The organism is Flavobacterium tibetense, from assembly GCF_003293845.1.
Classification (GTDB): domain Bacteria; phylum Bacteroidota; class Bacteroidia; order Flavobacteriales; family Flavobacteriaceae; genus Flavobacterium; species Flavobacterium tibetense.
Genome location: NZ_QLST01000010.1, coordinates 78,509 through 99,337, shown reverse-complemented (window position 1 = coordinate 99,337; position 20,829 = coordinate 78,509). Strand labels below are relative to the sequence as shown.

At 31.0% G+C, this 20,829-nt stretch carries 23 protein-coding genes; 8 read left to right on the top strand and 15 right to left on the bottom strand.

Annotated features, from left to right (window positions below):
* Positions 1-2: 2 nt before the first annotated feature.
* The 3 genes from DPN68_RS09175 (at position 3) to pafA (ending at position 3,156) form a co-directional block, all read left to right on the top strand.
* Positions 3-407: a hypothetical protein gene (locus tag DPN68_RS09175; protein WP_113989357.1), complete on the top strand. Its 405-nt coding sequence runs from the start codon at positions 3-5 to the stop codon at positions 405-407.
* Positions 408-435: 28 nt separating this feature from the next.
* The gene (locus DPN68_RS09170; protein WP_133256589.1) at positions 436-1,266 is read left to right on the top strand and encodes a hypothetical protein; all 831 of its coding nucleotides are present in this window, start codon (positions 436-438) and stop codon (positions 1,264-1,266) included.
* A gap of 282 nt (positions 1,267-1,548) precedes the next feature.
* The gene (pafA, locus tag DPN68_RS09165; protein WP_113989355.1) at positions 1,549-3,156 is read left to right on the top strand and encodes an alkaline phosphatase PafA; all 1,608 of its coding nucleotides are present in this window, start codon (positions 1,549-1,551) and stop codon (positions 3,154-3,156) included.
* Between the two features lie 75 nt (positions 3,157-3,231).
* Here the strand turns inward: pafA and DPN68_RS09160 are convergent, their stop codons facing one another.
* Entirely contained in the window at positions 3,232-3,726 is a 495-nt protein-coding gene (locus tag DPN68_RS09160; protein WP_239987067.1) for a response regulator, read from the bottom strand.
* A gap of 60 nt (positions 3,727-3,786) precedes the next feature.
* A complete protein-coding gene (gene lysA, locus DPN68_RS09155; protein ID WP_113989353.1) occupies positions 3,787-5,013 on the bottom strand; it encodes a diaminopimelate decarboxylase in 1,227 nt (408 codons plus the stop codon).
* A gap of 232 nt (positions 5,014-5,245) precedes the next feature.
* Between lysA and sucC the strand changes: the two genes are divergently transcribed.
* On the top strand, positions 5,246-6,439 hold the full coding sequence (gene sucC / locus DPN68_RS09150; RefSeq protein WP_113989352.1) for an ADP-forming succinate--CoA ligase subunit beta: 1,194 nt from the start codon (positions 5,246-5,248) through the stop codon (positions 6,437-6,439).
* 91 nt (positions 6,440-6,530) lie between these two features.
* Here sucC and DPN68_RS09145 read toward each other — a convergent pair whose 3' ends face one another.
* From DPN68_RS09145 to DPN68_RS09120, 6 genes are all read right to left on the bottom strand, one after another.
* Positions 6,531-6,956 carry a hypothetical protein gene (locus tag DPN68_RS09145; protein WP_113989351.1) on the bottom strand — a complete coding sequence of 142 codons (426 nt, stop codon included), beginning with the start codon at positions 6,954-6,956 and terminating at the stop codon, positions 6,531-6,533.
* 7 nt (positions 6,957-6,963) lie between these two features.
* Positions 6,964-8,268 carry an ABC1 kinase family protein gene (locus DPN68_RS09140; RefSeq protein ID WP_113989350.1) on the bottom strand — a complete coding sequence of 435 codons (1,305 nt, stop codon included), beginning with the start codon at positions 8,266-8,268 and terminating at the stop codon, positions 6,964-6,966.
* Between the two features lie 25 nt (positions 8,269-8,293).
* On the bottom strand, positions 8,294-8,953 hold the full coding sequence (locus tag DPN68_RS09135) for a TetR family transcriptional regulator C-terminal domain-containing protein (protein WP_113989349.1): 660 nt from the start codon (positions 8,951-8,953) through the stop codon (positions 8,294-8,296).
* Positions 8,954-9,087: 134 nt separating this feature from the next.
* Complete coding sequence (locus tag DPN68_RS09130) at positions 9,088-10,146, bottom strand: nucleoid-associated protein (protein ID WP_113989348.1); 1,059 nt, start codon at positions 10,144-10,146, stop codon at positions 9,088-9,090.
* A gap of 106 nt (positions 10,147-10,252) precedes the next feature.
* Positions 10,253-10,801, bottom strand: coding sequence for an IS1096 element passenger TnpR family protein (locus DPN68_RS09125; protein WP_113989347.1), 549 nt, complete (start codon positions 10,799-10,801; stop codon positions 10,253-10,255).
* Positions 10,802-11,043: 242 nt separating this feature from the next.
* Positions 11,044-11,715 carry a DUF2490 domain-containing protein gene (locus DPN68_RS09120; RefSeq protein WP_113989346.1) on the bottom strand — a complete coding sequence of 224 codons (672 nt, stop codon included), beginning with the start codon at positions 11,713-11,715 and terminating at the stop codon, positions 11,044-11,046.
* A gap of 171 nt (positions 11,716-11,886) precedes the next feature.
* Between DPN68_RS09120 and DPN68_RS09115 the strand changes: the two genes are divergently transcribed.
* The 4 genes from DPN68_RS09115 to DPN68_RS09100 all read left to right on the top strand — a co-directional run bounded on the left by DPN68_RS09115 (position 11,887) and on the right by DPN68_RS09100 (position 15,015).
* Positions 11,887-12,510 (top strand): tetratricopeptide repeat protein, encoded by a 624-nt coding sequence (locus tag DPN68_RS09115; protein ID WP_113989345.1) that lies wholly within the window; start codon positions 11,887-11,889, stop codon positions 12,508-12,510.
* Positions 12,511-12,517: 7 nt separating this feature from the next.
* Positions 12,518-13,855 (top strand): 2TM domain-containing protein, encoded by a 1,338-nt coding sequence (locus DPN68_RS09110; protein ID WP_113989344.1) that lies wholly within the window; start codon positions 12,518-12,520, stop codon positions 13,853-13,855.
* 18 nt (positions 13,856-13,873) lie between these two features.
* Complete coding sequence (locus DPN68_RS09105) at positions 13,874-14,185, top strand: 2TM domain-containing protein (RefSeq protein WP_113989343.1); 312 nt, start codon at positions 13,874-13,876, stop codon at positions 14,183-14,185.
* A gap of 74 nt (positions 14,186-14,259) precedes the next feature.
* On the top strand, positions 14,260-15,015 hold the full coding sequence (locus tag DPN68_RS09100) for a LytR/AlgR family response regulator transcription factor (RefSeq protein ID WP_113989342.1): 756 nt from the start codon (positions 14,260-14,262) through the stop codon (positions 15,013-15,015).
* Positions 15,016-15,019: 4 nt separating this feature from the next.
* Here DPN68_RS09100 and DPN68_RS09095 read toward each other — a convergent pair whose 3' ends face one another.
* The 7 genes from DPN68_RS09095 to DPN68_RS09065 all read right to left on the bottom strand — a co-directional run bounded on the left by DPN68_RS09095 (position 15,020) and on the right by DPN68_RS09065 (position 20,770).
* A complete protein-coding gene (locus DPN68_RS09095; RefSeq protein ID WP_113989341.1) occupies positions 15,020-15,640 on the bottom strand; it encodes a hypothetical protein in 621 nt (206 codons plus the stop codon).
* Positions 15,641-15,781: 141 nt separating this feature from the next.
* The gene (locus DPN68_RS09090; protein WP_113989340.1) at positions 15,782-16,552 is read right to left on the bottom strand and encodes a CDP-alcohol phosphatidyltransferase family protein; all 771 of its coding nucleotides are present in this window, start codon (positions 16,550-16,552) and stop codon (positions 15,782-15,784) included.
* 106 nt (positions 16,553-16,658) lie between these two features.
* Entirely contained in the window at positions 16,659-17,243 is a 585-nt protein-coding gene (locus DPN68_RS09085) for a hypothetical protein (RefSeq protein WP_113989339.1), read from the bottom strand.
* Positions 17,243-18,268: a COX15/CtaA family protein gene (locus DPN68_RS09080; protein ID WP_113989338.1), complete on the bottom strand. Its 1,026-nt coding sequence runs from the start codon at positions 18,266-18,268 to the stop codon at positions 17,243-17,245. Before DPN68_RS09080 ends, DPN68_RS09085 begins: the two co-directional genes overlap by 1 nt.
* 72 nt (positions 18,269-18,340) lie before the next feature.
* Positions 18,341-19,756 (bottom strand): CCA tRNA nucleotidyltransferase, encoded by a 1,416-nt coding sequence (locus DPN68_RS09075; protein WP_113989337.1) that lies wholly within the window; start codon positions 19,754-19,756, stop codon positions 18,341-18,343.
* Positions 19,757-19,781: 25 nt separating this feature from the next.
* Positions 19,782-20,165: a GxxExxY protein gene (locus DPN68_RS09070; protein WP_113989336.1), complete on the bottom strand. Its 384-nt coding sequence runs from the start codon at positions 20,163-20,165 to the stop codon at positions 19,782-19,784.
* Between the two features lie 38 nt (positions 20,166-20,203).
* The gene (locus DPN68_RS09065; RefSeq protein WP_113989335.1) at positions 20,204-20,770 is read right to left on the bottom strand and encodes an L-threonylcarbamoyladenylate synthase; all 567 of its coding nucleotides are present in this window, start codon (positions 20,768-20,770) and stop codon (positions 20,204-20,206) included.
* Positions 20,771-20,829 lie beyond the last annotated feature (59 nt).

Sequence of the window (20,829 nt, the reverse complement as noted above, 5' to 3'; positions counted from 1 at the left end):
TTATGAAAATATTTAAATACATCTTAATCCTTTTTTTCCTTTTTGGAGCAACTACTTATGCCCAACAATTTCGTTTTAAAACTACCAGTGTTTCGGTTTTACAACAAGGTACAAAAGGAAAATCGGCTAAATGGTCAAAACCAACACCAACAGAAATAATCATTTCATTGGACTACGATAAAGATAAAATTGTAATTTATTCTTCGGAAATTCAGCACTATAAAATTTTGGAATACTTACCAAAAGAAGTAACCAAAGTAGATGAAATCAATTCGTTCATCTGTAGAAATCATGAAGGAATTGCAGTGAAAATTGCTATCATTTTGCGCTTAGACGTTAAAAAAGCGCAATTATACGTGTATCATAAGGATTTTACTTTTGCGTATGATATTTTGGAGATGGAGTAGAAGACTTAATCTTTACAAAATTCCTCTTATGAAGTTTGTTTTCTTATCTCTATTTCTAATGTTGTTTTCTTTTACAAGAGGACAAATTCAAGTTAATGTTTTAAGTGAGGATTCCAATTTGCCAATTTCTTATGCAACTATTTGGTTATCAAACAAAGTTTATGCTACAACAGATTCATTAGGTGTTTTTTATGTAAATGAGTCAAATTTAAATTCTACTTTTAAGGTTGAAGCCACGGGATTTAATACACTTTATGAAGCTAAAGTCATTAAAAATAACACAATTTTTCTAAAAGAAAAATTAATTACTTTAGAAGAAGTAACTCTGAATTTAAAAAGAAAAAAAGTTATTAAAGAAACATTAGGTAAGCTCAAAAGCGGTAATGTTGGAATTGTAGCCACAAAAGACAAAGAAATTTCTAGGATTGGAAAATTTTTTCAAGACAATTCTAAATCGAATTTAATCATAGACAAATTTAGATTTAAAGCTTTTTCCTCAGAAAATAATCGTATTGTTTCGGTTTTATTGTATTCCGTTTCAGAAGATGGAGTGCCAAATGAGATTATAAATAATGAAACTATAATTTGTAAACTCAAAAAAGGAAGTCATACAAGTGAAGTTGATTTAAGTAAGTTTAATATTGAATTTCCTGAAAATGGAATATTTGTTATGGTTAATTATTTATTCTTAGATCAAAATAAAAAATTTTCAGAATATGACCCGAATTGGTTTTTTTACGAACCTTCTTTAGATGCAATCACTGTTAAAGAGTTTGTAGATACTTGGTATAATGTAAACAACGAATGGCAGAAAAATGAAAAGATTTCATTGAGCTTTCAATTATTACTTAGAAATTAGTTTTTTATCTTAAACCACATAGAAACATAGCTTATAAATTTTCAGAGACGTAATACTCAGGTTTAGAAAACATAGCTATGTGCAACAAATAATTTTGACTATTCTAATCTCTTTTTTCTATGTTTCTATGTGGTTTAAAAATGAAAGTTTTTTAAACTAAACATCTTTAAAATGGTTCATTTAAATTTTATTTACTTCATTATTTTTAAATTTTGCTTTTTCATCTTCCCTTAACATCATTTCCAATTCAAAACTGTATTTTTGTGATAAATACAATTCGAAATGAAAAAGATACTTTTTTGCCTGATTTCCTTATTAATTTTAGAAAGTTCAGCACAAGATAAACCCAAATTAGTTGTTGGTATCGTGGTAGATCAAATGAAAATGGAATATTTATACCGTTTTTCAGATGATTTTTCGGCTAATGGTTTCAAACGCTTAATGCAAGAAGGTTTTACTTATCATAACATGCATTACAACTACATGCCAACATACACTGCGCCTGGTCATGCTACGATTTACACTGGAGCCGTTCCTGCGGTTCATGGTATTGTGGGAAACGAATGGTTCAACAAAGCCACAGGAAAAGAATTGTATTGTACCGATGACGAACAAGTAAAAACCATAGGCGATGGCACGGAAAAAGAAGGCATGATGTCGCCAAGAAATTTGCAAAGTACTACCATTACTGATGAATTAAAATTGGCAACCAACTTCAAAGGGAAAGTCATTGGAATTAGTATCAAAGATAGAGGTGCCATTTTGCCAGCTGGACATTTTGCGGATTGGGCATTTTGGTACAGTAAAACTGGTGCTTTTATTTCAAGTACGTATTACGGTGAAAAATTACCAGATTGGGTAACACAATTCAACAACGAAAAAAACTATTTGACCTACTTAGAAAAAGGTTGGGATTTACTAAAACCTAAAGCAACCTACAACGAAAGTTTAAGCGATAACAATCCCTACGAAGGAAAATTGTTCAAGAAAACGCCATTTTTCCCTTATAACATGAAGGAAATGTATGAAAATAACGATGCTGGCGTGTTGCGTTCAAGTCCGTATGGAAATAATTTGTTGGCCGATTTTGCCAAAAGAACCATTGAAAACGAGAATTTAGGGGTCGACAACATTACCGATTTTCTAGCAGTAAGTTTCTCTTCAACTGATTATATTGGACATACAATGGGACCACGTTCGGTTGAAATTCAAGATACCTATTTGCGTTTGGATGAAACTATTGCTGATTTTTTAACGTATTTGGATAAGAAAATTGGAAAAGGAAATTATTTGGTTTTCCTAACAGCTGATCACGGAGGAGCAGAGAATGTCAAACATTTAAAAGACAGCCGTTATGATGTAGATAACATCAATAGAAAAAACTTCGAAAATGATTTAAGACGTTTTTCAGAGAAAATGTATGGTATTGACGTGTTGTTGGATTATTCCAATTTCAATTTGTTTTTCAATAAACCATTATTAACAGCAAATGGTATTGATTTGAACCAAGTAAAGCAAGATTTTAAAAACTATTTGTACCAACAAAAAGCGGTAAAACGCGTTTATACAGAAGAAGAAATTTTGGTAGGCTCAACAACTGATACGTATTTGAATTTTATTTCCAAAGGATATGATCCGGTTCAAAATGGAGAATTGGTTTTTACGTATAAACCTGGTTATATTGAATATTCAGCTGTTGGTACTTCACACGGAACGTCTTATACGTATGATACGCATGTGCCGCTAATTTTCTTTGGTTGGAAAATCCCAAAAGGAGCTTCTTATGCTAAAAAAGAAATTACTCAAATAGCACCAACATTAGCATTTCAATTAAAAACCACATTACCAAATGCAACCGATGCTGAGGTTTTGGAAGAAGTAATTAGATAATATGGAATTCGTAACTTTTAGAAAATATCCACAGTTAGGAAATACATTTTTTTGGTTCAATTGTCAGAAAGCAGATTAGCTTTTTTTATTGATTTTAACTGAATTTATTTTAAGAAGGAAATTTTCAACTTTTGTTCTAATATTGGAGTAATTTTCTGGTTCAATGGGTTTAGTTATAAATGCATTTGCATGATTGCTAATTGATAAATTAATATCTTCTTCGGATGAAGAGGTTGTTAGCATTATTACAGGGATTTGTTTAGTTTTTTCGTTATTTTTAATTATTTTTAGTACTTCATAACCATTTTTTAATGGAAGATTTACGTCTAATAAAATCAAATCAGGACGATTAGCCATTACGTAATTTCCTTCTTTCATAATAAAATCAACAGCATCTTTTCCGTTTTTAACAACATTTATATTTTTTATTAGTTTACTATCTTCTAATGATTCAATAGTAAGAACAATGTCCCCTTCATTATCCTCAGCTAATAAAATTTCAAATGTTTTCATAATTGATGAGATTAAGGTTAAGTTTTTGTATGAAAAGTGCTGTTGTTTTTCAAGCATGTTCTGTTTTTTATTGGAGTTTTTGCATATTAATAAAAGGTAATAAGTCTATCTGTTGCTCTAAACTAAAACGGGTTCTTCAATAGTAGAAGGAATCACCTGATTTTTCAAAATATCTTCAAAGGTTTCTCTTTGTCTAATTAAATGCGCTTCGCCGTTATGCCAAATTACTTCGGCTGGTTTTACTCTCGAATTGTAGTTAGACGCCATTGAAAAACAATAGGCTCCCGCATTTTTGAAACATAAAATATCACCTTCTGTAATTTCTGTAATTCTTCGGTTGGAAGCAAAGGTGTCGGTTTCACAGATGTAGCCCACAACCGAGTAAAAACGTTCTTTTCCATTGGGGTTAGAAATGTTTTCGATGTGATGTTGGGCTCCATATAACATCGGACGTATCAAATGATTAAATCCACTATCTACTCCAGCAAAAACAGTTGAAGTCGTTTGTTTTACCACATTGACTTTCGTTAGGAAATATCCAGCTTCACTTACTAGAAATTTTCCAGGCTCAAACGCTAACGTCAATTCGCGACCGTATTCTTTTTCGAAGGCTAGAAATCTTTTGGTTAATTTTTTACCAAATTCTTCTACATCCGTTTCAATATCACCTGCTTTGTACGGAACTTTAAATCCGCTTCCAAAGTCAATAAAATCTAATTCTTTGAAGTTTTTGGCTGTATCAAATAAGATTTCAGCAGCATATAAAAATACTTCTACATCCAAAATATCCGAACCGGTATGCATGTGAATACCGTTGATGTGCATTTTGGTATTTTCCACAATTCTCAAAATATGAGGCAATTGGTGAATAGAAATTCCAAATTTACTATCAATATGTCCCACAGAAATATTAGCGTTTCCACCAGCCATAACATGAGGATTAATACGAATACAAACCGGAATAGTAGGATGCTTAGTACCAAATTGCTCTAAAATCGACAGATTGTCAATATTGATTTGAACGCCCATGGCAGCTACTTGTTCAATTTCTTCCATCGAAACGCCATTAGGTGTATAAATAATTTCGCTTGGAGCAAAACCAGCATACAATCCTAGTTGAACTTCTTCAATAGAAACCGTATCTAAACCACCGCCTAAATTCTTTATGATTTTTAAAATACTAACATTTGACAATGCTTTAACCGCATAATGAATCTTAAAACGTGGAACCTTGGCAAACGCTTGAGTTAAACGGTTGTATTGACTCTCAATTTTTTCAGAATGGTACACATATAAAGGCAATCCAAATTGTGCAGCAGCAGTGTTTAAATTTTCAGTATTCATTTTTTAAAATTTTTTGCAAAGAAACATTGGGATTCATGCATAACCAAATAATTAACAGAATATAACAAAAAGTAACAAAATGTTATTTAAATAACAAAACGCCAATTTTAATCGAACTAAAAAACAAAGCTATGTATACCAAATAGCCAAATTAAATGAAAAAAAATAGTAGTTTTCAAAATATGTTTGTTATTTTTGTGGCACTTTTAAAAAAAGAAAAACGTATCAAATTATGAACTTACACGAATATCAAGGTAAAGAAATATTAGCTAGTTACGGCGTTCGCGTTCAACGTGGTTATGTTGCTAATAATGCTGAAGAAGCAGTAGCAAAAGCAAAACAATTAACTTCTGAAACAGGAACTGGTTGGCATGTAATCAAAGCTCAAATTCACGCAGGTGGTCGTGGAAAAGGCGGTGGCGTTAAATTAGCTAAGAATTTAGATCAAGTAGCTGAAATTGCTGGTCAAATTATTGGAATGGACTTAATTACACCTCAAACTCCTCCACAAGGAAAAAGAGTTCATAAAGTGTTAGTAGCAGAAGATGTTTACTATCCAGGTGAAAGTGAAACGAAAGAGTTTTATATGTCTGTTTTGTTAAATAGAGGTGCTGGTCGTAACATGATTATGTATTCTACTGAAGGTGGAATGGATATTGAAGAAGTTGCTGAACACACGCCACATTTAATTTTTACTGAAGAAATTGACCCAGCTGTTGGTTTACAAGGTTTCCAAGCAAGAAGAATTGCTTTCAACTTAGGACTTTCAGGTGATGCTTTTAAAGAAATGTTGAAATTCGTTGACGCATTATACAAAGCTTACGTAGGTTCAGATGCTTCCATGTTTGAAATTAATCCAGTTTTAAAAACTTCAGATAATAAAATTATTGCAGTTGATGCTAAAGTAGATTTAGATGACAACGCTTTATTCCGTCACAAAGATTTAGCTGAAATGCGTGATATCCGTGAGGAAAACCCAATCGAAGTTGAAGCTAAAGAAGTAGGATTAAACTACGTTGATTTAGATGGAACTGTAGGTTGTATGGTTAACGGTGCTGGTTTAGCAATGGCAACTATGGATTTAATTAAGTACGCTGGTTTTGAACCTGCAAACTTCTTAGACGTAGGTGGAACTGCTGATGCAAAACGTGTAGAAACTGCTTTCCGTATTATCTTAAAAGATCCTAATGTAAAAGCTATTTTAATTAACATTTTTGGTGGAATCGTTCGTTGTGACCGTGTTGCTCAGGGTGTTGTTGATGCTTACAAAAACATGGGTGACGCTATTAAAGTGCCAATCATTGTGCGTTTACAAGGAACAAATGCTGAAATCGCTAAAGATTTAATCGATAATTCAGGAATGCCAATTTTATCTGCTGTTCAATTCCAAGAAGCAGCTGACCAAGTAAAAGCGGCTTTGTCTTAATTAGAACATTTTAGTTTATATATAAAAAACTCCTAAGTTAACCGCTTAGGAGTTTTTCGTTTAACCAATTATAAACAAACTAAACTAAAAATTAATGGATAAAATTGTGCGCCTCTGTTTGTGCCAATTTTATATTTTCTAATCGGTTGAAGAATTTGTAATTCCTTTGAAAATTCTTATCCAATTTTATTTTGACAAACATACCATTGGCATGAATGCTTAAGGTTTTACTTTTATAAATCACCAGTTGGTAATAGGGTATCGCCCAAGTGTAGTTAGCCAAACCCTTATTAATATGTAACAAAACACCATTTGGTCTAAGTTCTAAATTACAATATTGCGTATCAGCAACTTGATTTAAACAGTGTTCAAAATGTTTACTTGCTTCGCTTATTATCATACGATGTGAACCAGTTCCGCCTAATTTTATGCTTTGAACGAAATTATAAGGCTTGCCAGTAATTTCACTAATTCTATTACTAATTTTATCATCTTTATAAGTGGTGTTAAAAAGCATTTTACTACTAATTAAAATTATTAATTTTTATATCTTTAGCTTTTAAATCGTGCATTAAATTATACAAACCAAAGAAGGTTCGGTTTATATAAATAAAATGCTGAGAACCTCTGTTTCCATTCATTTTTCGCAATTCTGTGTTTTTAGAATAGCGCTCTCCCAAATCAGCAATTCTTCCAAAAAATGTAGCATCTGAAAAATCAAATATTTCCGAATGAAGTGGTTCAGTGAAAATACTTAATAATTCGTGAAACATTTCATAGAAAAATGCTTGTTCTTCTTTAGTATCTTCTGGTTTTAGAACTTCTAATTCATATAATCTTTGTTTAAAATATGCCGGATTTTCTAAGCTTTCTTTTTTTGCCAATTCAAAATACGGAATGTAAAATTCCTCTGGAACTACTTTAATACAACCAAAATCTAATGCAACTAACTTCTCATCTTTTGAAATTAGAAAATTTCCTGGGTGCGGATCAGCATGCACTTTTTTCAATCGGTGCATTTGGAACATATAAAAATCCCAAAGTGCTTGCCCTATTTTATTGCTTAATTCCTGATTCGTATTGTGAGCTGTAAATTCAGATAAATGTTCGCCTTCCATCCAATCCATAGTGATGATTCTATCAGAAGACAATTCTTTGTAATACTTTGGAAATGCCAAATTAGGTAAATGTTTACAAGCTTCAGCCATGGCGATACTTTGCTCTACTTCATTGATATAATTGGTTTCCTCAATTAACTTATTTTCAACTTCTTTGAAATATTTATCCGAATCTTTACCTTTAATGTTGAACATTTTTATGGCAATCGGTTTAACCAAAGCCAAATCTGATGAAATACTTTCCGCAACGCCTGGATATTGGATTTTTACTGCCAATTTCTTTCCGTCTTTTGTAGCTAAATGTACTTGACCAATACTAGCCGCATTTACTGAATTGGGATTGAATGTATCGTAAATTTCATTCGGACTTTTACCAAAATAATTCTTGAAAGTTTTAGTAACCAATGGGGCAGAAAGCGGCGGAACCGAAAATTGTGCTAACGAGAATTTATCTACATACGCTTGCGGCAAAATGCTTTTTTCCATGCTCAACATTTGTGCTACTTTTAAAGCGCTTCCTTTTAATTGCTTTAGTCCATCGTAAATGTCTTCTGCATTGGAAGCGTTTAAGTTTTCTTTGGCTTCTTCTTCCGTTTTGGTGATTTTTTCACCGTAATATTTCAGGTAATTTACCCCAACTTTAGCACCCGTTTGAATCAATTTTGAAGCACGTTGTATTTTGGAAGTTGGAATAGAATCTATAGTTTTCATAGTGTTTTTTTATAAGGTTTTGAACCTACATTTTCATGCTTACTTTTTCTTTCCACATGAATTTTCCTAAATCAAATAAGCTTTTTAAAGGTTTTATATCCATTAAATCGAAGCTAGCATTTACTGATTTTTCAATAAAAATATCTGTTTTTTCAAAAGAGGAAGAAGTATCGTCTATCCAAAATTTTAGTAGTAAAGCAAATTGAATCCAAGCCATTTCATTCATGCTTTTTTCTTGTAATTCAATCAACTTTTCTTGTTGTAAATCTAATTTCTCAATTTCGAGTGATTGGAAGAAATTCTTGAAATGTTTGCGCAACAAATCTAATTTCTTCATGTTTTTTAATTGGTTTTTATCATGATTGAGAATCGCTACTACAAAACTTCTATTGGCAGTTAAAATTTCGAAAAAAGTATAGTAAAAGCTCAATAATTTGGTTTTGGCATCATACGTTTCATATTCGTCACTCTTTTGAAGCAATTGCAAGGTTTGCTCAAAAAACACTTCAAAAATGGTTTCGTCAATGGTTTCAAAATTGGTGAAATGTTTGTAGAATTCCGCTTCTCCAAAATTGTTCAATTTGGCGAATTGGTATACGGTATTTGGTTTTTTGTTGTGTTCCAAAAAATAATCCATGTAAAACCCGATTACATTTTCTTTAGTAATATTTTTCTTCTTTGCCATGATGTTTTAATTTTTATCAAAAGTACAAAATTTGTTTAACACAAATAGGATTTAATTAAACAAAATTATGTTAAAGTTTAAAAAAAATCCTCACAATCAAATGACTATGAGGATTTAGTATAATTTAAAAGGACTTAACTTTTCTGCTCTTTATTAAAATAAACCAAGTAATAATACATTTGTTTTTCTTCGTCCCAACCTTTTTCAACGAATTTCTCAGCGCTTTCTGGATTGATAAAATCCAATTTAATTTGAATATTGGTATCCAACTGAATGGTGTTTTTTAATGTTCTACGCACATCGGTAACTGCTGCATTGGCAATTGGAAAACTAGAAACATCTTCAATGCTGTATTTGGCACCTTTATCTACTTTATAGTTTTTAAATTCGGGAATGAACTCTGGATTTTGCATCACTTCGTTCAAGAAAGCCGTTTCTTCAAATTCATCGTTTTTAGCGAAGTGATTGATTGCTCGGTTCATGAACAACACTTCTTGTTGTTTGTCTTCGGCGGGTAAAACTACTTCTTTAGCAAAATCTTGGCAAAATTTCAAATACTTTTTGGTCATGAAATTTTCGTCTTGAAACACATCAACCGAAAGGAAATGTTCTAACCAATAACGCGCATCGTAACGATTGCTGTCAACCGTTAAAATTTTGTAACCTTCTTCTTTTTTGTAGTTGAAAATGATGCAACCTTTATCTTGCTTGTTTAAGTTGATTCCTTGTTGAAGAATCATTTCTAGGTTGTTTCCGTTTTCTTCAAATTGTAGGAAATCGGTTTTAATTTCACTTTTGAAAACGCCAATTGCATCTACTACATTGTTATCAATAGAAACATTGGTAAAATACGTTACATAAACTTCACCATTTTTGATATGCGGATGATTCGATTGCTCAAACAAATGCTTTGTGATTTTTTTAGAAACATTGTGAATTTCGCTTGGATTGGTAAAAACCTCTGTTGCTAAATTGAACATTTCATTGTATTCTAAATCAACTTCATGGGCAAATTGGAAGTAATTTTCTTCTTTCTCACGAAAAGGTTTGAAGAAATATTCTTTGAGCAATGGCATAATTTCATCGTTCAAAGTATACGGATTATCCGAAAGGAAAATAGCTTCATTTCGGCTTTTGTTTCCAACTCTATGAATCGAAAGGTTTTCTATATGGGCGTTGAATAAGTTGATCATTTTTTTAAGAATAAAGAACAAAGACTTTAGAATAAAGACTTTATGTTCTGGTTATTTGATTGTAAGAAGTCTAATTTCTAACTTCTAATATCTATTTTCTTGATAATTAATTCCAATTTTCTTCGAAACCGAAATCTTCGAAACTGTCGTCTCCATCAAACATATCGTAATCTTCATCATCGATATCGTCTTCGAAATCGCCATAAATATCGTCGTTTGAAATATCGCCTCTTAATCCACTTGAGCCTGCTTCGGCTGGTAAAACGCCATGAGAGAATAAAAGTTCAGGATAAGTAACACCAATTTGTTTTTCTTCAATAGCTGCTAATTCTACGAAGAATGTCCACATACTAAAGAAGTCGTAAATGTATACTAATTTGGTATTGTCTTGGTGAACCAAATCATCGATTTTAAAATCGGGCATGGTTTTCATTTCACCAGGAACTTCACCTATGTCGAAAAGCGGAATTTCATCTTCTTCGTTCCATGTCCAATCGTCTTCACAAGTAAAAAAAGAGCCAGTTTCCGTACCATCAAAACCAAAAGCGTTCACTATGGCATTGTGAAATTCTTCTAAAGTGTTGTCGCTTTCAATGGCAATATCTCTAAAAATATCTTCTTCTGCATCGAGTATCACTCTGAATTTATAAATCATAATCTTGAAATTTTAAGAAAAGCAAAAGTAAGCAATATTTTAGACTTTATTTTGGACTGTTTATAAGTTTATTTCTCATAAAACTCAATTGGCAGACTATCAGGATTTGTAAAGAAAAAAAGAATTTAACTCTTTGAGAAAAACTTCAATTTAGTATGGTAAATTGTAAAATTTTGTTTGAATTTTTATAGAGGAACAAATAAGAACTATTTGATGGATTTTATATAATTGAGATACAAGTATTAAATATCAAAATTATGATGCAAAGATAACATGATTCGTGGTTTTGCATCATTTTCTAGCAATTGATTCATTACGCCCAATTGCAGTGCTAAGTTTTTTTGTAATTTGTAACCCGTTCCAATGTAAATACGATTCCTATCAAATAGGGAAGAGGAAGCTTCATTTATTTCACCATTGATGAAAAGTTCGTTATAAAAAGCAGCATACAATTTTGTTAGGTCATTTTGCTTTGTAATAGGAACATCAACTGCAAACATGTAACGAAAACGAGTTCTGAAATCTATATTTTCTGTAAAGCGTTGTTCGTATCTAAAACGATGTCTTATTGGAAGTTTACTAATCTTTTGGGCTAATAAAACTTCCTGGTACAAACGATTTTCAATTTTTGGGGAATCAAATTCACCAACTTGTTCCGATTGTATGAAACCATAGCCACCAGTAAAGGTTACGTTCTCTACTGGATTATATTGCAAACCTGTTCGGATAAGCAATTGCTCTAAATCGTTTGCGATGTTGTGGTAACGATCTTGAACTTCGAAATGAACTTTAAAATCTGAGTTTTTGATGTTGAAAGTACCAAAATACATATACCAGCCACCATAATTTTTAGTTTGCGCTTGAATGAATAGTGTGGAGAATAAGAAAAGTGCTAATACAAATTGTTTTTTCATGAGCTTTTAGTTTAAAAAGTAACAACAAAATGCATGCCTTAATGCCTGTTGATTTGTTAAACTTTCATGTTTTTACAGTTCGTCCTAAAAAAATGACAGTTGGGTTAGTTTCAATTTTACAAGATGACTTTATAGCTGACATTTGTACTATAAATCAATTAAAAAAAAATTATGTTAAAACTAATCACAACTTTAGCTCTGTTTGTTGCCACTGTAGTAAGTGGACAAACATCTTTTGAAAAAGACATGAGTAAAGCCGTCCATTTTTGGAATGAAGGAAAGTCTTCAGAAGCTTTGACTGCATTGGACAAAATTACTAGGAATGAGAAAGAAAATTGGTTGCCGTATTATTACATAGCATTCATTCATACAGTAAATGCTTATGAAAATTCAAGTGATAAAATTAAAATGAAAACCAGTTTAGAACAAGCTCAAAAAGCACAAGATAAGGCAAATGCATTGGCACTGGAAAATCCAGAAGTTTTAGTTGTGCAAGCGATGATTCACACAGCATGGATTGTTTTTGATCCAATGATTAACGGACAAAAATTATCGGGTGATGTTCTGTATATTTTAAATAAAGCATACAAAATTGCTCCTGAAAATCCTCGGGTAGTGTTTCAAAAAGCCGATTTTGAAAAAGGAATGGCAGCTTATTTTGGACAAGATACTGCTGCAATGTGTGTAGAATTTGAAAAAGCAATCAAACTTTTTGCTACATTTAAACCTGAAACCCCGTTGCACCCTAATTGGGGATTAGATAGAGCAGAAGAAGCTTTAAAACAATGTAAATAAACTAAAAATGAATTATCTAAAAGAAATAGGCAAGGCTTTATTGATTTCAATCATCATTTTTTTTGTAATTGTTGTAATCAATTTTATACTTGGTAATCCTCAATTAAATTATGAATGGCTGAAGTTGCAATTTATATACATCTTGGTTTATACGGTAACTATTTATTTTGCAAACGCATTTGTTTTTATTCAGTTAGATAAAATTTTTGAAAAGAATCGGTTTCATATTAAGCGTTTGTTAATTGGATTTTTAGCTTCATTTTTTGTTTCCATTTTTATAATTTTTTGCTTGCGAATGCTAGAGCAGGTTGGAATTGAAAATAAAACGATAGTAGCGTTTTTACAACATGAAAAACCAGCTAATTATATGGTAGCTTTAGTTATTACCTTGATTGTTTCGTTGTTCATTCATTTGGTTTATTTTTATAAATCCTTTCAAGAAAATAAAGTAAAAGAGCAAAAAATCATTGCTAATGTGGCTTCAGCGCAATTTGAAAGTTTAAAAAATCAAATTGATCCCCATTTTCTTTTTAATAGTTTAAATGTATTGAGTTCTTTGATTGAGGAAAATCCAGAAAATGCGCAAAAGTTCACAACCTCACTTTCAAAAGTATATCGTTATGTTTTGGAACAAAAAAATAAAGAATTGGTGTCGGTTGCAGAAGAATTGCAATTTGCCAAAACGTACATGAATTTGCTAAAAATGCGATTTGAAAACAGTATCACTTTTGAAATCCCAGAACATTCTGAAAATGAGGATGCCAAAGTTGTTCCGTTATCGTTACAACTTATTTTAGAGAATTGCATCAAGCACAATGTGGTTAGCGCAACAAAACCACTTCATATCAAAATTTATGTTGCCAATAACGAATTAATAATAACAAATAATTTACAAAAAAAGGAAGTTTTACAAGATAGAAAAGGTGTTGGTTTGCAAAATATAGTCAATCGATATGCCATTTTATCTGATAGAAAAGTAAAAATTCAAGAATCAAATGATTTATTTTCTGTCCAACTTCCCATTTTAACTAAACAAATTTCAACTATGGAAAATACAACCACATACAACGAACAACAAGCTTACGAAAGAGCACTAAAACGTGTAAAAGACATTAAAGAATTCTATGGGAATTTAATTTCCTATGCAATTGTAATCCCTGTTTTGATTATTATTAATCTTAAAACATATTCAAAATTTCAATGGTTTTGGTTTCCAATGTTTGGCTGGGGATTAGGATTGTTATTTCACGGATTGGGCGTTTTTGGTTACGGAAAATCTTGGGAAGAACGCAAAATTCAAGAAATTTTAGACAAAGAAAAACATACACAAAACAAATGGCAATAAACTAATAATTAAAATATCATGGAAACAAATTATATTGAAAAAGAACGTTACGAAAGAGCTGTAAAAAGAGTAAAACAAATCAAAGGATTTTACACACATGCTTTAGTATATTTAGTAGTTAATATTGCTATTGTCATACTTAACGTCCAAAACTTGAAACCAGGAGAAAGTTACTTCCAAATTCAGAATTTTTTCACTGCCTTCTTTTGGGGGATTGGTTTAACAGCTCACGGATTATCAACTTTCATGCCCGAATGGATTATGGGAAAAAATTGGGAAGAACGTAAAATCAAGGAATTCATGGAGAAAGAAAAAAACAAGTGGGAATAATTAGTCGCAGTTTTCAGTTTCAGTATTCAGTACTCAACTTTAAACCTTAAACTTGAAACAAAAAACAAAAAATAATGAACATATTAATCATCGAAGACGAAAAACCAGCAGCACGATTGTTGCAACGAAAAGTAGAAAAATTAGGCTTGCATGTAAATACTATGTTGCATTCTGTAGAAGAAGCTCTTACATGGTTTCATAATAATCAGCATCCCGATTTGATTTTTCTTGATATCCAATTGTCTGATGGTTTATCGTTTGAGATATTTGAGCAAATCGATATCAAAAGTGCAGTAATTTTTACCACAGCTTATGATGAATATGCGTTACGTGCTTTCAAACTGAACAGTATTGATTATTTATTAAAACCTATTGATGAAGACGAATTAGAAATAGCCATTTCAAAATTCAAAAATCAATTTCAAAAAAACACAATTTCTAATCTAGATTTTGAAGCCATTAAAAGAATGTTGGTTAACCCAGTTGAAAAAGAGTACAAAAAGCGCTTTTCGGTTAAAATTGGTCACCAATTAAAAGTTATTCCTATTGAAGAAGTAGAATGTTTTTACAGTGAAAACAAGGGAACTTATCTGCATACTTTGGATAATCGAGATTATTTGTTGGATACGACATTAGAAATTTTGGAAAACGAAATCAATCCAAAAGATTTTTTTCGTATCAATAGAAAATTCATTATTCCTTTAAAGTCAATTAAAGAAATTCAGGTTTATACGAATTCTCGTTTAAAAATAGTTTTACCAAGCTATAAAGACGATGAAGTTATTGTTGCTCGAGAACGCGTAAGTGATTTTAAAGAGTGGATTGGTTAATTTACTAATTACAATTTTGTTCAAACAAATCAACAATATGAATTATACCTTTATCTTTAATGACTTTTTTATCTAATGTTTCATGAAATTTTGGACAATCATCAATAAATATTTTTTCAACATTAGTTTTTAAAAAACTAAACCAATTAACAGGTTCAGAATCATGTAATAATATAACAAAATTTTCATTAGGTCTGTTTACAAAGTACAAGCCGCTTTCTTGATTCATTGGAGTTCCTAATGCACCATAACCTGAAGAAACAAACCATCCATAGTATAAATTTATTTTACCTTCTTTCACTACTCGTACACAAGATAAATTTTTATCTATTTTTATTTCATTTGTTTTGCTAAATGGTTTAAATTTTGCTAAATAAGTTATAATAAATTTACTTGTTTGTCTTTTATCATTCACAATGCTAAAAAAAATAATTTCTTCTAACTCAATTTTTTCTGATTTACTTTTTTTAGATTCTTTAAATTTAATATATTTATCTGTAGAACTATCAGGAAGTTCTATAAGTCCTTTTTTTACTGATTTATCTTTCAAAGTAATTTCACCAGAATAAAATTTAGAAAAAGATAAAAATGGGAGTAATAATAAAAGATAAAAATATTTTTTCATGATGATTTAAGTTAAAAAATTTGCATTTAGTTTTACAAATATAAATAATTTAGTATCAAAAAAAAGACCTATTTTTTTAATTTAGTTTTTAATAATAGTTTATTAGTATAATGTATCAATTATAAAATTTCATAAGATTGGTTAGGATATAAACTGTTTTCTAATTCCAATTAAGACCAAAATTAAAAGAGAATACCAAATAAAAAAAGGTAACACAAATTCTATCCATCCAAAGGTCAACATAAAAGCAATTACTAGTAATTGAAAGCCTAATCCATAAACAGAAAGTAAAGTCATGAACCAGTTTGGAAATGTCTTAACTTTATAAGCCATTGGATCTAAAAAATGAATAACTTTATCAAAAACGCCATAAACTAAAGTGTAAATTTCAAATAAAATATTGACTGCTTGTTGAGATTCACCAGGTAAAGCAGTTGGAGTTTTGTATTCAAAAACTTTACTAGTAGTATCGCCACCTATGGATTTATTTCTTAAAATTACGTAGTAATAATTATAAAGTGTGCCTTGTAATTGTATGCAAACGAAAGCACCAAGTATCAAAAAAAACGAAGATGATGTAGCATAACCTATTGCAGCTAGAAAGAAAAAATTTAGAATAATATCGAAAATACTATCCAAATATCTTCCAGTGTAAGAAGGCATTTTTTTTAATCGGGCTAGTTCACCATCGGCGGCATCAATTCCAGATTTTAGTATAATGAAAAATGAAGCTACAATGTAATGTTGATTCAGGATGCAATAAATGGCAATAAGTCCAGAAATTCCAAAGAGTAATGTAACATGAATAGCTGTAAAGCGGGTTTCTTTAAGTTGCTCGGCAAAGAATCTTCCAAACGATCTTCCGTAATCTGATAAATCTAAAAACTTATCATTAGCATTTAATTTTGACATTTAAATTGGTAACAAAGAACTGTGACAATATAGTCGGGCAACAAAAGTACGTTTTTGTTTTGGATTGTACTTGCAAATACAAAATAATGGTATTGTAAATTGATTTTTAAAATTCATCATTACAATAATCATTATAAAAATAAATCATTTCAGGAATAGTAGATTTGGTAAATGTTTTATTATTTACTTTTTCAATTAATTCTGGGCAATCCGAAAAATACCTTAAAACCCTTTTCTTAAAACTAAAAACGATGTCAATAGCTATTTCGTTAGTAGGGAATTTTATGAAATATTCAACTATTAATTTAGTTTTGTAATTAGAAACGGGAAAACCATTAACTTGATTGGAACTATAATTATCTATAGTTCTAATTTCTGAAAATGCGTATAAATTAACTTTCCCTTTTTCAATAAGTTCCATTATTTTAGGCTTCTTGTATTTATCTGACTTTACATATTCATATTTTTCAATAAAACCATATCCAACAAAGTGAATCGCATGAACTGAATTATAATCAAATACAGTTGGCTTGTCTTTTTGTTCAAGTTTGAAATAAATTTTATCATTTTTTACTTCTCCAAATCCATCCAATGAAGTAGAATCATTGAAAAAAACTACAACTTCTCTATGTTGGGCTTTTAGGATATTAAGACACAAAAAAATAAAAAAAGGGAGAATTGATTTTTTCATTACTTATTAAATCGATGCAAAACAAAAGTCATAGCAGTTAATAAAATAAAAGCAACCAATTGATGTGCTAATCCCAACCAAAGCGGCACATGATACAACAAAGTAAATACTCCCAAAGCAAATTGAACAAAAACAACTACTACCAAAATGTTTAATCCATTTTTTTGAGTAGATGTCAAGGCAAATTTTCTACTTCTGAAATACAACCAAAGTATAGCTGCAACTACAACATAAGCAAAAGTTCGGTGAAAAAATTGAATACCACTTTTTCCTTCTATAAATGCTTTTAAAAGAGTTGATTCTTCTAACAGAATGCTTTCATGAAAAAATTGACCATCGCTCATTAATGGCCAATGATTGTGAATTAATCCGGCGTTTAATCCAGCAACAAAACCACCATAAATAATTTGGATAATTAAAACAACTAAAGCAATTCTGGCAATTTTTCTTAGAATAAGGTTAGGTTGCGCTTTTTCAGGATAAATTAAGTCCAATGCTACCCAAAACGTGTAAGCAAACGTAATAAAAGCAAACGTTAAGTGCAAAGCCAAACGATAATGACTCACATCAGGATTATCAACCAAACCACTTTTCACCATGAACCAACCCAAAAATCCTTGGAAGCCACCCATGAAAAGCAGAATGATGCATTTTTTTATGGTTTCATTGTCCAATTTCTTTTTAATCAAGAAATACACAAATGGAATGATAAAAACGATTCCAATTATTCTTCCAATGAAACGGTGAAACCATTCCCAAAAGTAGATGAATTTGTAATCCTCTAAAGTAAATCCACCGGATTGGAATTGGTTAATTTTTTGGTATTCAGGAAATTTCTTGTATTCTTCAAAGGCTTCCACCCATTTTTCTTCGCTTGTTGGTGGAAAAGTATCGGTTATCAAATGCCAATCGGTCATGGATAATCCAGAATTGGTTAATCGGGTGATTCCACCAACCATAACCATAATAAATAACAACACACAACCAGAAAGTAGCCAATAAATGACTGATTTATTTGTTTTCATTTTCTCGATATTCAAAAAGCACTTCAAATTTAGCTAATGATTGCCTGAAAAGTGCCTTAACAAATTATAAAATTATGCTTTTTTTAATCCCATTTTCTCTGCTTTCATGAAAACAAAAGCTTTTGCTGCTTCGTATTCGTTTGGAATTTCGCCTTCTAAAATGGCTTCTTTTACAGCTTCTTTCAAAACACCAACTTCTCTACAAGGCTTTAAATCAAACAATTCCATGATTTCTTCCCCCGTAATTGGCGGTTGAAACACTCGAACGCGATCTTTTTCTTCTACTTCCACAATTTTCTGTTTTACAATGTCGAAGTTCTTGTGGTATTTCTGAAATTTCTTAGGATTTTTAGTGGTAATGTCCGCTTTGCACAAAGTCATTAAACTATCAATATCTTCCCCAGCATCAAAAACCAAACGACGAACAGCACTATCCGTTACGATTTCTTCTGAAATTACAATAGGTCGCGAACTCATCATTACCATTTTCTGCACAAATTTCATTTTGTGATTCAATGGCATATGCAAACGTTCAAATATTTTTTTGACCATTTTTCCACCCAAAAATTCATGTCCGTGGAAAGTCCAACCTTGTTTTTTATTGAATCTTTTGGTTGGTGCTTTACCAATGTCGTGCAATAAGGCAGCCCAACGCAACCAAACATCATCCGTGTTTGGACAAATATTATCGACTACTTCTAATGTATGGTAAAAGTTATTTTTATGGGTGTGACCTTCGACTTCTTCCACATTGTTCAGAGCAGTTAATTCGGGTAAAATGATCTCTAATAAACCCGTTTGGTATAAATGTAAAAATCCGATGGAAGGTTTGTTGGAAGCTAAAATTTTATGCAGTTCATCTACAATGCGTTCGCCTGAAATGATTTTTATTCTCTCGTTATTTCTTGAAATTGCTTCTAATGATTCCGATTCAATTTCGAAATTCAATTGGGTTGCAAAACGAATGGCTCTCATCATGCGTAATGGGTCATCCGAATAGGTAATATCAGGATTCAAAGGTGTTTTGATGATTTTATTTTTCAAATCTTCTACACCATTGAACGGATCGACTAAATCACCAAAGTTTTCAGAATTTAATGAAAAAGCTAAGGCGTTTATAGTGAAATCTCTTCGCTCTTGATCGTCTTTTAGCGTTCCGTTTTCAACTATTGGATTACGGCTATCGTGTGTGTAGGATTCTTTTCGAGCTCCAACGAACTCCACATCAATATCATCATAACGCAACATTGCGGTTCCATAGTTTTTGAAAACTTGTACTTTTGGATGGAAAGGAATCAATTCAGAAACCTTTAAAGCCAGTTCGATTCCGCTACCTACAGCAACAATATCGATGTCTTTTTTATGATCTCGATTTAATAAAGTATCGCGTACAAAACCACCAATTACGTAGCATTCCAAGTTGAGTTCTTGAGTTGCTTGTGAGATAATTTTGAAGATGTTATGTTCTAAATGTTGTTTGTAATTCATGATGATACCGCAGATTCGCAGATTTTTATTTTTTTGAAAGTGCAACTCTTTTGTGTTCAAGCGATACAGAATTAAAATTAACTAAAAGAGCTAATTCATTTCCTGAAACTTTCAAATAATTTAAACATTGATTGTAATGAGCGTTGTTAAAACAATCAACAGTTTTTATTTCTAATATAATTTCGTTAAAAACTACAAAATCAGCATAAAACTTATGTTTCAATATGGTGTTTTTATAGTTTACTACATATTCTTTTTCTCTTTCGTATGGAATGTTTGCTTGTTGTAATTCAAATTCAATAGCGTCTTTATATACAATTTCAGAAAATCCTTTCCCTAAATTTTTATGGACTTCAAATAGAACTCCAATAATTTGGTATGTTTTATCTTTATATAAAAAATGATCCATAATGCTATATTAATCTGCGAATCTGCGGTATGTTTTTATTATTTACGAATTACTTTAACTTGGCTATCTAGTGTTAATTTGATAATGGTTGAAGGTTTGTCGCAAATTTTTTCGTGGTGCAAATTTACTACATAGTCTACACCTTTTATAATTTCTGGACTAATTTCTTTGAAAGATTTTGGTGTAAACATTCCTGAAATATTAGCAGAAGTAGAAACTAATGGTTTTTTCATGCGTTCCATTAATTTAAAGCAAAAAGGTTCATTTACCATTCTAACAGCCAAAGAATTATCTTCTGCAATAAGGTTTTTGGCTACATTTTTTGGTTTATCAAGTATTAAAGTAGTTGGGTTTTCGGCAAAATCTAAGATTTGCCAAGCCACTTCTGGAATTTCATTAAACACTTGATGCATCATACGTTCGCCGTTAACTAAAACAATCATACTTTTCGATTCTTCTCGTTTTTTTAAAGCATAGATTTTTTTTACTGCTTCTTCATTGGTTGCATCACAGCCAATTCCCCAAACAGTATCGGTAGGGTAAAGAATGATTCCGCCATTTTTTATGACTTCGTATGCGTTGTGTATTTCGGTATTGATGTCCATAATTTAGCTTATTGAATGCAAATTTATTTAAACTTATTCAAATCATTACTTTTTTAATG

Coding starts and splice junctions, on each gene's coding strand:
- DPN68_RS09070 (WP_113989336.1), bottom strand. CDS start 20,165: ATGGATCATTTTTTATATAAAGATAAAACATACCAAATTATTGGAGTT.
- DPN68_RS09090 (WP_113989340.1), bottom strand. CDS start 16,552: ATGTCAAAATTAAATGCTAATGATAAGTTTTTAGATTTATCAGATTAC.
- DPN68_RS09135 (WP_113989349.1), bottom strand. CDS start 8,953: ATGGCAAAGAAGAAAAATATTACTAAAGAAAATGTAATCGGGTTTTAC.
- DPN68_RS09170 (WP_133256589.1), top strand. CDS start 436: ATGAAGTTTGTTTTCTTATCTCTATTTCTAATGTTGTTTTCTTTTACA.
- lysA (WP_113989353.1), bottom strand. CDS start 5,013: ATGAATACTGAAAATTTAAACACTGCTGCTGCACAATTTGGATTGCCT.
- pafA (WP_113989355.1), top strand. CDS start 1,549: ATGAAAAAGATACTTTTTTGCCTGATTTCCTTATTAATTTTAGAAAGT.
- DPN68_RS09065 (WP_113989335.1), bottom strand. CDS start 20,770: ATGGACATCAATACCGAAATACACAACGCATACGAAGTCATAAAAAAT.
- DPN68_RS09110 (WP_113989344.1), top strand. CDS start 12,518: ATGAATTATCTAAAAGAAATAGGCAAGGCTTTATTGATTTCAATCATC.
- DPN68_RS09085 (WP_113989339.1), bottom strand. CDS start 17,243: ATGAAAAAATCAATTCTCCCTTTTTTTATTTTTTTGTGTCTTAATATC.
- DPN68_RS09105 (WP_113989343.1), top strand. CDS start 13,874: ATGGAAACAAATTATATTGAAAAAGAACGTTACGAAAGAGCTGTAAAA.
- sucC (WP_113989352.1), top strand. CDS start 5,246: ATGAACTTACACGAATATCAAGGTAAAGAAATATTAGCTAGTTACGGC.
- DPN68_RS09075 (WP_113989337.1), bottom strand. CDS start 19,756: ATGAATTACAAACAACATTTAGAACATAACATCTTCAAAATTATCTCA.
- DPN68_RS09120 (WP_113989346.1), bottom strand. CDS start 11,715: ATGAAAAAACAATTTGTATTAGCACTTTTCTTATTCTCCACACTATTC.
- DPN68_RS09175 (WP_113989357.1), top strand. CDS start 3: ATGAAAATATTTAAATACATCTTAATCCTTTTTTTCCTTTTTGGAGCA.
- DPN68_RS09125 (WP_113989347.1), bottom strand. CDS start 10,801: ATGATTTATAAATTCAGAGTGATACTCGATGCAGAAGAAGATATTTTT.
- DPN68_RS09160 (WP_239987067.1), bottom strand. CDS start 3,726: ATGCTTGAAAAACAACAGCACTTTTCATACAAAAACTTAACCTTAATC.
- DPN68_RS09100 (WP_113989342.1), top strand. CDS start 14,260: ATGAACATATTAATCATCGAAGACGAAAAACCAGCAGCACGATTGTTG.
- DPN68_RS09115 (WP_113989345.1), top strand. CDS start 11,887: ATGTTAAAACTAATCACAACTTTAGCTCTGTTTGTTGCCACTGTAGTA.
- DPN68_RS09095 (WP_113989341.1), bottom strand. CDS start 15,640: ATGAAAAAATATTTTTATCTTTTATTATTACTCCCATTTTTATCTTTT.
- DPN68_RS09140 (WP_113989350.1), bottom strand. CDS start 8,268: ATGAAAACTATAGATTCTATTCCAACTTCCAAAATACAACGTGCTTCA.
- DPN68_RS09080 (WP_113989338.1), bottom strand. CDS start 18,268: ATGAAAACAAATAAATCAGTCATTTATTGGCTACTTTCTGGTTGTGTG.
- DPN68_RS09130 (WP_113989348.1), bottom strand. CDS start 10,146: ATGATCAACTTATTCAACGCCCATATAGAAAACCTTTCGATTCATAGA.
- DPN68_RS09145 (WP_113989351.1), bottom strand. CDS start 6,956: ATGCTTTTTAACACCACTTATAAAGATGATAAAATTAGTAATAGAATT.